We start from the raw sequence: 12704 nt of genomic DNA, 5'->3' as shown, positions 1-12704 counted from the left end.
TTAAATTAAAAAAAGAATCCCGCTTACGCGGGAATTTCTTTTAGTTATAATTCATTTCTTCTTTGGCTTTCATCATTTCATTGAACTCCTCTTTAGAACCTACAATAATACTATCGTATCTTCTAACACCTGTACCGGCAGGAATTCTATGTCCAACAATTACATTTTCTTTTAAGCCTTCTAGAGCATCAACTTTTGCACTTACAGCTGCCTCGTTAAGAACTTTTGTAGTTTCCTGGAACGATGCCGCAGAGATAAATGATTTAGTTTGTAGGGATGCTCTTGTAATACCTTGTAAGATTGGGGTAGCCGTAGCTGGACTAGCGTCTCTAGCAGAAACCAAAGCCTTATCCTCTCTTCTCAAGATAGAGTTTTCATCTCTCAACTGACGAAGTGTAACGATTTGTCCTGGTTTCAAAGTTGTAGAATCTCCTGCGTCCTCTACTACTTTCATTCCAAAGATCTTATCATTTTCTTCAATAAAGTCAGATTTATGAACCAATTGGTTTTCTAAGAAAATGGTATCACCAGAATCTATAATCTGAACTTTACGCATCATCTGTCTTACAACTACCTCAAAGTGCTTATCATTAATCTTCACACCTTGTAAACGGTATACTTCTTGAACTTCGTTCACTAAGTATTGTTGTACTGCAGATGGTCCTTTGATATTCAAGATATCCGTAGGTGTAATCGATCCGTCAGACAATGGCATACCCGCTTTAACGTAATCATTCTCTTGAACCAAGATTTGGTTAGATAACTTCACTAAGTATTTCTTAACCTCACCTAATTTAGATTCGATAATGATTTCACGGTTACCTCTTTTAATTTTACCGAAAGATACCACACCATCAATTTCAGTTACTACTGCTGGGTTAGATGGGTTACGAGCTTCGAACAACTCGGTTACACGTGGAAGACCTCCCGTAATATCCCCTGCTTTTGCAGATTTACGAGGAATTTTCACCAAAATCTTACCTACACTAATCTTATCGCCATTATCAATCATCAAGTGAGCACCTACCGGTAAATTGTATGAACGGATAGTTTCTCCTTTTGAATCCTCAATATGTAGCGTTGGGATTAACTTTTTATTTCTAGATTCCGAAATTACTTTTTCTTGGAATCCTGTTTGCTCATCGATTTCCACTTGATAGGTAACCCCTTGTTCAATATTTTCATATCGAACCTTACCAGCAAATTCTGAAATAATTACACCGTTGTAAGGGTCCCAAGAACAAATCACATCATTTTTCTTAACGGCATCACCACTATTTACATAGATATAGGAACCGTAAGGAATGTTGTTTGTACTTAAGGTAATACCTGTTTTAGCATCAACAAGTTTCAATTCTGAAGTTCTAGAAATTACTACGTCTACTTCCTTACCTTCATTATCTTTAGTCTTAACGGTTTTAAGATCTTCAATCTCAGCAATACCGTCATACTTCACGATTAATTTATTCTCCTCAGAAATGTTACCTGCAATACCCCCTACGTGGAACGTACGCAATGTTAACTGTGTACCTGGTTCTCCAATAGATTGCGCAGCTACAACACCAACAGCTTCCCCTCGTTGAACAATTTTACCTGTTGCAAGGTTTCTACCGTAACACTTCGCACAAATTCCCTTCTTAGCCTCACAGCTCAATGGCGAACGTACTTCAATACTTTCTAAAGCAGAATTTTCGATAGCCTTGGCAATGGTTTCATCGATGTGTTCTCCAGCACTTACCAACAATTCTTCAGTAATTGGATCAAATACATCATTTAACGACGTACGACCTACAATTCTATCTTCAAGCTTCTCAACAACTTCTTCATTTTTCTTCAAAGCTGACACTTCAATACCTCTTAATGTACCACAGTCTTCACTGTAAATGATAACATCTTGAGATACGTCTACCAAACGACGTGTCAAGTAACCAGCATCGGCCGTTTTAAGAGCGGTATCCGCAAGACCTTTACGAGCACCGTGCGTAGAGATAAAGTATTCCAAAATTGAAAGACCTTCCTTAAAGTTGGAAAGAATTGGGTTTTCAATAATTTCACCACCTCCTGCATTGGATTTCTTAGGTTTTGCCATCAAACCACGCATACCTGTCAACTGACGAATCTGCTCTTTAGATCCACGAGCTCCAGAATCAAGCATCATGTATACCGAGTTAAATCCTTGTTGGTCCTCACGGATACGCTTCATAGACAACTCTGTCAATTCAGCATTCGTAGACGTCCAAATATCAATTACCTGGTTGTAACGTTCGTTGTTGGTAATAAGTCCCATGTTATAGTTGGCCATAATACCATCTACCAATGTATTGGCTTTATCGATCATGGTATGCTTTTCAGCAGGGATAATAATATCACCTAAACTGAAAGATAATCCTCCTTGGAATGCGAACTTATATCCCAAAGTTTTGATTTCGTCCAAGAAAGCCGCTGTTTCAGGTACACTAGTAACTTTAAGAATATTACCAATAATATCTCTAAGGGATTTCTTGGTCAAAACTTGGTTTATATATCCTGCTGCTGCTGGCACTTTTTCATTGAAAAGTACACGTCCAACAGTAGTTTGAATGATTTGGGTGGTTAATTCACCTGCCTCATTAAAGTCTTTTGTTCTAACCTTGATGCGAGCATTCAAGTCTACTCTTTTCTCGTTGTAAGCAATAGTTACCTCGTCTGGAGAGTAGAAAGTCAATCCTTCACCTTTAACAGTAACATCTTCGGTAGTTAAACGCTCTTTGGTCATGTAGTACAGACCAAGTACCATATCCTGAGAAGGTACGGTTACCGGAGATCCGTTAGCAGGGTTTAAGATATTGTGTGATGCCAACATCAACAATTGCGCTTCCAAAATTGCCTCTGGTCCTAATGGTAAGTGCACCGCCATCTGGTCACCATCGAAATCTGCGTTAAACGCTGTACATACCAATGGGTGTAACTGGATAGCCTTACCTTCGATCAACTTAGGCTGGAACGCTTGGATACCAAGTCTGTGAAGCGTAGGAGCACGGTTCAAAAGCACTGGATGTCCTTTTAATACGTTTTCCAAGATGTCCCACACAACTGGCTCTTTTCTATCTATAATTTTCTTTGCAGATTTTACAGTCTTAACAATTCCTCTTTCAATCAATTTTCTGATGATAAAAGGCTTGTATAATTCTGCTGCCATGTTCTTTGGCAATCCACATTCAAATAATTTTAATTCTGGTCCAACAACAATTACCGAACGTGCAGAATAATCAACACGCTTACCAAGTAAGTTTTGACGGAAACGTCCTTGCTTACCTTTTAAGGAGTCAGACAATGACTTAAGCGGTCTGTTAGAGTCTGTTTTTACAGCAGACGACTTACGTGTGTTATCAAACAAGGAATCTACAGACTCTTGCAACATACGTTTTTCATTACGTAAGATTACTTCTGGAGCCTTGATTTCTACTAATCGCTTCAAACGGTTGTTACGGATGATTACACGACGGTACAAATCATTCAAATCGGACGTTGCAAAACGACCTCCATCAAGTGGTACCAACGGACGTAATTCTGGTGGAATGACAGGAATAGCCTTCATGATCATCCACTCTGGTCTGTTTTCACGGTTAGCATTAGAATCCCTAAACGCCTCTACTACCTGTAAACGTTTTAACGCTTCAGTTTTACGTTGTTTAGAAGTTTCGTTGTTGGCTTTGTGACGTAGGTCATAAGACAATTCATCCAAATCAATTCTAGCAAGAAGCTCGATTAAACACTCGGCCCCCATTTTAGCGATGAATTTGTTAGGATCTGAATCATCCAAATATTGGTTTTCTTGTGGAAGGGATTCCAAAATGGTCAAGTATTCCTCTTCTGTCAAGAAATCCATTTTTTGTAACGGATCGCCTTCAACATTTTTTGCATTACCCGGCTGAATTACTACGTAACGTTCATAGTAAATAATCATATCCAAGCGCTTGGATGGCAACCCTAACAAGTATCCAATTTTATTTGGAAGCGAGCGGAAATACCAAATATGTGCTACTGGCACAACAAGGTTAATGTGTCCTACTCTATCTCTACGTACTTTCTTTTCTGTTACTTCAACACCACATCTATCACAAACAATTCCTTTGTAACGAATTCTTTTATATTTACCACAAGCACATTCAAAATCCTTAACGGGACCAAAAATACGCTCACAGAATAAACCATCTCTTTCTGGTTTATGAGTTCGATAATTAATAGTTTCAGGTTTCAGAACCTCACCACGAGACGCCGCCAATATAGACTCTGGCGATGCTAAACCAATAGAGATTTTATTAAATCTCTGTACTGTATTCTTATCTTGTTTTCTAGCCATAATACTTTGTAGTCTTTATCAGTTTCCGGTAAGTGATAATTCACCTACCGGAGCACTGAAAACTTTTTTATTCTTCTAATCTAATATCTAAACCTAATCCTTTCAATTCGTGCATTAATACGTTGAAAGATTCAGGTAGTCCTGGTTCTGGCATCGGCTCTCCTTTTACGATTGCCTCGTAAGTTTTAGCTCTACCTATAACGTCATCAGATTTTACTGTTAAGATTTCACGTAGTGTGCTTGATGCTCCATAAGCTTCAAGTGCCCATACCTCCATCTCTCCGAAACGCTGACCACCAAACTGAGCTTTACCTCCAAGTGGCTGTTGCGTAATCAATGAGTATGGCCCGATAGAACGTGCGTGCATCTTATCGTCGATCATGTGGCCTAGTTTGATCATGTAAATAACCCCTACAGTTGCAGGTTGGTCAAAACGATCTCCTGATCCACCATCATATAAGTAAGTGTGTCCAAATCTCGGGATTCCTGCCTCATCAGTAAGTTCATTGATCTGGTCAAGAGTAGCACCGTCAAAAATAGGGGTTGCATAAGTGCGTCCTAATTTTTGTCCAGCCCATCCAAGCACCGTTTCGTAAATCTGCCCGATGTTCATACGTGATGGTACCCCTAGCGGGTTCAACACGATATCAACAGGAGTTCCATCTTCCAAGAATGGCATATCTTCCTGACGAACGATACGTGCAACAATACCTTTGTTACCGTGACGTCCCGCCATTTTATCTCCTACTTTAAGTTTACGTTTTTTAGCAACATAAACCTTAGCTAGTTTTATGATACCAGATGGTAACTCATCTCCAACAGAGATTGTAAATTTCTCGCGACGTAAAGATCCTTGTAAATCATTTTCCTTGATTTTGTAATTATGGATCAAATCCGCTACAAGTTCATTTAAGTGATCATCTGTTGTCCATGTTCCTGACGTTAAGTGCGTATAGTCATCTACAGCATTTAACATCTTAAGGGTATACTTTTTCCCTTTAGGAATAATTTCTTCACCAAGATCGTTAAAGATACCTTGTGCAGTTTTTCCGTTTACAATGTTGAATAATTTCTCAACCAATACATCCTTAAGCTCATCGAACTTTCTGTAGTAAACGCTTTCTAATGCTTCGATATCCTCTTTGTCCTTAGCTCTCTTACGTTTGTCTTTTATAGCTCTAGAGAACAACTTCTTGTCAATAACAACACCATGTAACGATGGGGATGCTTTCAAAGATGCATCCTTAACATCTCCTGCTTTGTCACCAAAGATTGCTCTCAATAATTTTTCTTCTGGAGTAGGATCACTTTCTCCTTTTGGTGTAATCTTACCAATAAGAATATCTCCTGGCTTGATTTCTGCACCAATACGAATCATTCCGTTTTCGTCAAGGTCTTTAGTAGCCTCTTCCGATACGTTAGGGATATCGTTGGTCAACTCTTCGTTACCCAATTTGGTATCTCTAACTTCCAACGAATATTCATCGATGTGGATAGATGTAAAAATATCGTCACGTACTACTTTCTCAGAAATCACAATCGCATCCTCGAAGTTGTACCCTTTCCATGGCATGAAGGCCACTTTCATATTTCTACCTAATGCAAGCTCCCCGTTTTCAGTTGCATATCCTTCACAAAGTACCTGTCCTTTCTTAACCTTATCACCTTTTGTTACAATTGGCTTAAGGTTGATAGATGTACCTTGGTTCGTTTTTCTAAATTTAATTAATGGATAAGTTTTAGTATCGCTATCAAAACTTACCATCGCTTCTTCCTCAGTACGCTCGTATCTAATTACGATTTCATTGGCATCTACATACTCCACTTCACCTGCTCCTTCTGCATTAATCAATACTCTAGAGTCTGAAGCTACTTGACGTTCCAATCCAGTTCCAACAATAGGAGCTTGAGGACGTAATAATGGTACCGCTTGACGCATCATGTTAGATCCCATCAATGCACGGTTTGCATCATCATGCTCCAAGAACGGAATTAAGGATGCCGAGATAGAAGCAATTTGGTTAGGCGCTACGTCTGTATAGTGAACGTTTGTAGGCTCAATTACAGGGAAATCACCTTCCATTCTGGCAATTACCTTGTCGTGTAAAATGCTTCCTTCGTCATCTACCTTAACCGTAGCCTGTGCAATTAACTTTTCTTCTTCCTCCTCTGCACTTAAATAGATAGGTGTTCCTTTAATGTCTACAACACCTTCTTGAACCTCACGGTATGGAGTTTCGATGAATCCCATGGAATTCACCTTTGCATAAACTGACAATGATGAAATCAAACCAATGTTAGGTCCTTCAGGAGTTTCAATTGGACAAAGACGTCCGTAGTGTGTATAGTGAACGTCACGAACCTCAAATCCGGCACGCTCTCTAGAAAGACCACCTGGCCCTAATGCCGAAAGACGACGCTTATGCGTAATCTCTGCCAATGGGTTAGTTTGGTCCATAAATTGAGACAACTGGTTGGTACCAAAGAATGAATTGATAACAGAAGATAGCGTCTTCGCATTAATCAAATCAATTGGTGTAAACACCTCATTGTCTCTTACGTTCATACGCTCACGGATAGTACGAGCCATACGTGCCAAACCAACACCAAACTGGGCTGACAACTGCTCTCCTACCGTACGCACACGACGGTTAGACAAGTGATCGATATCATCAATCTCTGCTTTAGAGTTGATAAGCTCAATCAAATATTTAATAATGGTAATGATATCTTCTTTGGTAAGCACCTGCTTATCCATTCCAATATCCAAACCTAATTTTTTATTCATTCTGTAACGTCCAACTTCACCTAAAGAATATCGTTGGTCACTAAAGAACAATTTTTCAATAATACCTCTCGCAGTTTCCTCATCTGGCGGTTCGGCATTACGCAATTGACGATAGATATGTTCTACAGCTTCTTTTTCAGAGTTTGTAGGGTCTTTTTGAAGGGTATTATGAATAATACCATAATCTCCCTGTTGTGCATTTTCTTTGTGTAGTAAAACTGTTTTAACACCTGCATCTAAAATTTCCTCAATGTTATCCTTGTCGATGATGGTGTCACGATCCAATACAATTTCGTTACGCTCGATAGATACTACTTCTCCCGTATCCTCATCTACGAAGTCTTCATGCCAAGTATTCAATACACGAGCGGCCAATTTACGTCCTATAACCTTTTTTAAACCTGATTTGGAAACTTTAACCTCTTCAGCAAGGTCAAATATTTCCAGGATATCTTTGTCTCGTTCAAAACCAATAGCTCTAAACAATGTGGTTACAGGTAATTTTTTCTTTCTATCAATGTAAGCATACATTACTTGATTGATATCTGTAGCAAACTCAATCCATGACCCTTTGAATGGAATAACTCTTGCTGAATATAATTTGGTTCCATTTGCATGGAAAGATTGGCTGAAGAATACACCTGGAGAACGGTGCAATTGAGAAACTACAACACGTTCAGCACCGTTTATACAAAAGGTACCACTAGGTGTCATGTAAGGAATTGTTCCTAAATACACATCCTGGACAATGGTCTCGAAATCCTCATGTTCAGGGTCTGTACAGTACAATTTAAGCCTTGCCTTTAATGGTACACTGTATGTTAAACCTCTTTCAATACATTCCTCAATGGTATATCTTGGTGGATCGATAAAATAATCCAAGAATTCCAAGACAAATTGGTTTCGCGTGTCTGTGATTGGGAAATTTTCCATGAAGGTATTGTATAACCCTTCATTCCCTCTTTCTTCCGATTTTGTTTCTAACTGGAAAAAATCCTGAAAGGACTTTATTTGAATATCCAAGAAATCGGGATATTCCGTTCTATTTACAATAGAAGAGAAATTTAATCTTTCAGCTGTTTTTGCTAACATCGATGAACGAGATTTTGATTAAAAAAAATATATAGGATGTATATAACAGTTATATACACAAAAGGGTTTAGGTCTTAGAGGTAACCTCTAGACCTAAACCATAATTTGTAGGTTAGTCAAGCTTATTTAAGCTCAACCTCAGCTCCAGCTTCTTCCAATGAAGCTTTTAAAGCTTCTGCTTCATCTTTAGATACACCTTCTTTAACTGCGCTAGGTGCACCGTCTACTAATTCTTTAGCTTCTTTCAATCCTAAACCAGTTAATTCTTTAACCAATTTAACAACTGCCAACTTAGAAGCTCCAGCTGCTTTAAGGATTACGTCGAATTCAGTTTGCTCTTCTGCAGCTTCTCCACCTGCAGCAGCTCCACCTGCAGCAACTGCAACAGCAGCAGCAGCTGGCTCAATACCGTACTCGTCTTTTAATATTGTAGCTAATTCGTTTACTTCTTTTACTGTTAAATTAACTAATTGTTCTGCGAAATCTTTTAAATCTGCCATTTTCTATCGTTTTAATAATTTTTAAAATATAATTTGTTTAAGTGCGTACTTATTTGGATTATCCTTCTTTTTCGGATAACGTCTTGATGATGCCGGCCAATGTACCCCCTCCAGACTTAAGAGCAGACACAACGTTCTTAGCTGGTGATTGTAGCAATGCCACGATATCCCCAATAAGCTCTTCTCTAGATTTGATATCAACCAGTGCATCTAGTTGATCGTCTCCAACGTAAATTGCTTCTTCAATAAAAGCTCCTTTAAGCAAAGGCTTTTCAGATTTTTTACGGAAGTTTTTAATTACTTTTGCCGGAGCGTTTCCTGTTTCAGAAAACAAAATTGACGTATTTCCTTTAAGTACACCTGGCAGCTCTCCAAAATCTTTCTCAGAAGCTTCCATGGCTTTAGCCAATAATGTATTCTTTACTATAGCTAGTTTTACGTTTGCTTTAAAACATGCACGACGTAAATCTGAAGTGTTTCCTGCATTTAATCCAGAAATATCTGCTAAATAGATATTAGCATTCTCTGCTAACTGAGCAGTCAACTCTTCAATAACTTGTGATTTTTCTTCTCTTGTCATAATATAAAAGTTTAACTACTTAGTTTATTTTTGTATCTACTGCAATACTTGGACTCATAGTACTTGAAATGAAAATACTCTTCACATAAGTACCTTTAGCAGCAGTAGGCTTCAATTTCATCAATGTAGACAATAATTCTTGAGCGTTACCTACCAATTTATCAGCGCTAAAAGACGCTTTTCCAATTGGAGCGTGAACGATACCAGTTTTATCTACTTTGAAATCAATCTTACCTGCTTTTACTTCGCTAACTGCTTTGGCAACATCCATCGTTACGGTACCAGTTTTAGGGTTAGGCATTAAACCTCTAGGTCCCAAAATTCTACCTAATGGCCCTAATTTACCCATAATACTAGGCATAGTTACAATAACGTCTACGTCTGTCCAACCGTCCTTGATTTTTTGTAGGTACTCGTCTAAACCTACATAATCAGCTCCAGCTTCTTTAGCTTCAGCTTCTTTGTCAGGAGTTACCAAGGCCAATACTTTCATATCCTTACCTGTTCCGTGAGGAAGTGAAACCACACCTCTAACCATTTGGTTAGCTTTACGAGGATCTACTCCTAAACGAACAGCGATATCTACAGAAGCATCAAATTTAGTATAAGTTATTTCCTTTAATAAGTTTGAAGCTTCCTCAAGAGAATAAAGTTTGTTTTTCTCAACTTTAGCTCTTGCTTCTTTTTGCTTTCTTGTTAATCTTGCCATTTCAAAAATTTTTAGTTAGGAGCTTCCCCGCCTTTAACAGTGATTCCCATTGATCTTGCAGTACCTGCAACCATTGTCATAGCAGATTCAATTGTAAATGCATTTAAGTCTTGCATTTTGTCCTCTGCAATAGCTCTTACTTGATCCCAAGTAACTTTAGCTACTTTCTTTCTGTTCGGTTCTCCAGATCCCTTTTTTACTTTGGCCGCTTCCATTAATTGTACAGCAGCTGGTGGAGTCTTGATTACAAAATCAAAAGATTTGTCTTTGTAAACAGAGATAACCACTGGTAATACTTTACCAGCTTTATCTTGGGTTCTCGCATTAAATTGCTTACAGAACTCCATGATATTAACTCCAGCAGCACCTAAAGCGGGTCCAACTGGTGGCGACGGATTCGCAGCACCTCCCCGAACTTGTAATTTAACTACTTTACTTAATTCTTTTGCCATTTTAATAAATTTAGTTTTGCATATCTCTTAATATGGAAGCAAAAAGACATGCTATATATCTGGTAACAATTATTAAACTTTTTCCACTTGCATATAACTCAACTCCAATGGCGTCTTTCTTCCAAAAATTCTCACCATTACTTCAAGTTTACGCTTTTCTTCATTGATCTTTTCGATAGTACCATCAAATCCATTAAATGGACCGTCAATTACTTTCACTGTCTCACCAATTGTGTAAGGAATTGCCACATTTGCGTCAGCATCCACAGTAAGTTCATCCACTTTACCTAACATTCTGTTCACTTCAGATTGTCTTAACGGCACCGGATCACCTCCCTTTGTTTCACCTAAAAATCCAATTACGTTTGTAATGGATTTGATGATGTGTGGTATTTCCCCACTTAAATTGGCCTGAATCATTATATAACCAGGAAAATACACACGTTCTTTGTGTATCTTTTTCCCGTTACGTATTTGGATTACTTTCTCTGTAGGAACCAATACTTGGTCAACAAAATCTTCAAGCCCCAATCTAGCAATTTCATTCTCGATATAGGTTTTAATCTTGTTCTCTTGACCACTTACGGCTCTAACAACGTACCATTTTTTATTTGTGTTTGTCTCAGACATTCAATAATGTTTTAGCCGATTAAATCAAAATATTGTTTAATAACTTTACTAAAAACAGTATCCACTCCCCAAATAGCCAGTGCAAAAACAATAGAGAAAACAGCCACAAGCACGGTTAAGCTTTGAGCTTCCGCCCATGTTGGCCATGACACATTATTCTTTAATTCCTCAAAGGATTCCTTTATATAATTAACAATTCCTGCCATTTGACTTAAAAGTTTTTACCAGATTACAATTTTGCAACATACGTTAAAAAATTGTAATCTAAAAATTTGCACGGGTTGCGAGACTCGAACTCACGACACCTGGTTTTGGAGACCAGTGCTCTACCAACTGAGCTAAACCCGTAAATATAAATCAAGGCGTCTTGCCAAATGTACAAGACACCTTAATTTATAAACTATAATGATAATTAGTCTAAAATTTCAGTTACCTGACCAGCACCTACTGTACGACCACCTTCACGGATAGCGAAACGTAAACCTACGTTCATCGCGATTGGTTGGATCAATTCTACAGTAATAGTAAGGTTATCTCCAGGCATTACCATTTCAACTCCATCAGGAAGTGTGATGTTTCCAGTTACGTCAGTTGTACGTACGTAGAACTGTGGACGGTAGTTGTTGTGGAATGGAGTGTGACGTCCACCTTCTTCTTTCTTAAGGATATAAACCTCAGCTTTGAATTTTTGGTGAGGAGTTACAGATCCTGGCTTAACGATTACCATACCTCTTGAGATTTGGTTTTTATCGATACCTCTCAATAAGATACCAGCGTTATCTCCAGCTTCACCTCTATCTAATATTTGACGGAACATCTCAATACCTGTGATAGTAGAAGTCAATTTCTCTGCACCCATACCGATGATCTCTACAGGATCTCCAGTGTTAGCAACACCTGTTTCGATACGTCCAGTTGCCACAGTACCACGACCTGTAATAGAGAATACATCCTCGATTGGCATCAAGAAAGGCTTATCCATATCACGTACTGGCTCTTCGATCCAGTTGTCAACAGCATCCATCAATTCCATTACTGTATCAACCCACTTTTGCTCACCGTTAAGTGCACCAAGAGCAGAACCAGCAATTACAGGACCGTTATCTCCATCATATTCGTAGAAAGACAACAAGTCTCTAATTTCCATTTCTACCAACTCTAAAAGCTCCTCATCGTCAACCATATCAACTTTGTTCATGAAAACAACGATACGAGGAATACCTACCTGACGACCTAAAAGGATGTGCTCACGAGTTTGAGGCATAGGACCATCTGTAGCAGCAACCACCAAAATAGCACCATCCATTTGCGCAGCACCAGTTACCATGTTCTTAACGTAATCGGCGTGACCAGGACAATCTACGTGTGCGTAGTGACGATTTGCAGTCTGATACTCTACGTGAGATGTATTAATTGTAATACCTCTTTCCTTCTCTTCTGGAGCGTTATCAATTTGATCAAATGATCTTACTTCAGATAAACCCGCATCAGCTAATACTTTTGTAATAGCGGCAGTTAAAGTTGTTTTACCGTGATCTACGTGTCCGATAGTACCAATATTTAAGTGTGGTTTCGAACGATCAAAAGTTCCCTTTGCCATGTTTAATTTAT

At 38.6% G+C, this 12704-nt stretch carries 9 protein-coding genes and 1 tRNA gene; all 10 read right to left on the bottom strand.

Annotated features, from left to right (window positions below; genetic code table 11):
• Positions 1 to 40: 40 nt before the first annotated feature.
• Positions 41 to 4342, bottom strand: a complete 4302-nt coding sequence (gene rpoC / locus RBH95_RS05160) for a DNA-directed RNA polymerase subunit beta' (protein ID WP_307901634.1) — start codon at positions 4340 to 4342, stop codon at positions 41 to 43.
• 67 nt (positions 4343 to 4409) lie between these two features.
• A complete protein-coding gene (gene rpoB, locus RBH95_RS05155; RefSeq protein ID WP_307901633.1) occupies positions 4410 to 8222 on the bottom strand; it encodes a DNA-directed RNA polymerase subunit beta in 3813 nt (1270 codons plus the stop codon).
• 122 nt (positions 8223 to 8344) lie between these two features.
• Positions 8345 to 8722, bottom strand: coding sequence for a 50S ribosomal protein L7/L12 (rplL, locus tag RBH95_RS05150; protein WP_307901632.1), 378 nt, complete (start codon positions 8720 to 8722; stop codon positions 8345 to 8347).
• Positions 8723 to 8780: 58 nt separating this feature from the next.
• Positions 8781 to 9302, bottom strand: coding sequence for a 50S ribosomal protein L10 (gene rplJ, locus RBH95_RS05145; RefSeq protein WP_307901631.1), 522 nt, complete (start codon positions 9300 to 9302; stop codon positions 8781 to 8783).
• Between the two features lie 19 nt (positions 9303 to 9321).
• Complete coding sequence (gene rplA / locus RBH95_RS05140; protein ID WP_053977407.1) at positions 9322 to 10011, bottom strand: 50S ribosomal protein L1; 690 nt, start codon at positions 10009 to 10011, stop codon at positions 9322 to 9324.
• An 11-nt stretch (positions 10012 to 10022) separates the two neighbouring features.
• Complete coding sequence (gene rplK / locus RBH95_RS05135) at positions 10023 to 10463, bottom strand: 50S ribosomal protein L11 (RefSeq protein ID WP_307901630.1); 441 nt, start codon at positions 10461 to 10463, stop codon at positions 10023 to 10025.
• 72 nt (positions 10464 to 10535) lie between these two features.
• Positions 10536 to 11093 (bottom strand): transcription termination/antitermination protein NusG, encoded by a 558-nt coding sequence (gene nusG / locus RBH95_RS05130; RefSeq protein WP_307901629.1) that lies wholly within the window; start codon positions 11091 to 11093, stop codon positions 10536 to 10538.
• An 11-nt stretch (positions 11094 to 11104) separates the two neighbouring features.
• Entirely contained in the window at positions 11105 to 11299 is a 195-nt protein-coding gene (secE, locus tag RBH95_RS05125; protein ID WP_307901628.1) for a preprotein translocase subunit SecE, read from the bottom strand.
• 69 nt (positions 11300 to 11368) lie between these two features.
• A tRNA-Trp gene (locus RBH95_RS05120) sits at positions 11369 to 11441 on the bottom strand.
• A gap of 64 nt (positions 11442 to 11505) precedes the next feature.
• Entirely contained in the window at positions 11506 to 12693 is a 1188-nt protein-coding gene (tuf, locus tag RBH95_RS05115) for an elongation factor Tu (RefSeq protein WP_307901627.1), read from the bottom strand.
• Positions 12694 to 12704 lie beyond the last annotated feature (11 nt).

The sequence above is a fragment of the Mangrovimonas sp. YM274 genome, from assembly GCF_030908385.1.
Classification (GTDB): Bacteria; Bacteroidota; Bacteroidia; order Flavobacteriales; family Flavobacteriaceae; genus Mangrovimonas_A.
The sequence above is the reverse complement of the archived record's forward strand: the minus strand, read 5'-3'. Positions and strand labels throughout refer to the sequence as shown.

Coding starts and splice junctions, on each gene's coding strand:
- secE (WP_307901628.1), bottom strand. CDS start 11,299: ATGGCAGGAATTGTTAATTATATAAAGGAATCCTTTGAGGAATTAAAG.
- rplA (WP_053977407.1), bottom strand. CDS start 10,011: ATGGCAAGATTAACAAGAAAGCAAAAAGAAGCAAGAGCTAAAGTTGAG.
- rpoC (WP_307901634.1), bottom strand. CDS start 4,342: ATGGCTAGAAAACAAGATAAGAATACAGTACAGAGATTTAATAAAATC.
- nusG (WP_307901629.1), bottom strand. CDS start 11,093: ATGTCTGAGACAAACACAAATAAAAAATGGTACGTTGTTAGAGCCGTA.
- rplJ (WP_307901631.1), bottom strand. CDS start 9,302: ATGACAAGAGAAGAAAAATCACAAGTTATTGAAGAGTTGACTGCTCAG.
- rpoB (WP_307901633.1), bottom strand. CDS start 8,222: ATGTTAGCAAAAACAGCTGAAAGATTAAATTTCTCTTCTATTGTAAAT.
- rplL (WP_307901632.1), bottom strand. CDS start 8,722: ATGGCAGATTTAAAAGATTTCGCAGAACAATTAGTTAATTTAACAGTA.
- rplK (WP_307901630.1), bottom strand. CDS start 10,463: ATGGCAAAAGAATTAAGTAAAGTAGTTAAATTACAAGTTCGGGGAGGT.
- tuf (WP_307901627.1), bottom strand. CDS start 12,693: ATGGCAAAGGGAACTTTTGATCGTTCGAAACCACACTTAAATATTGGT.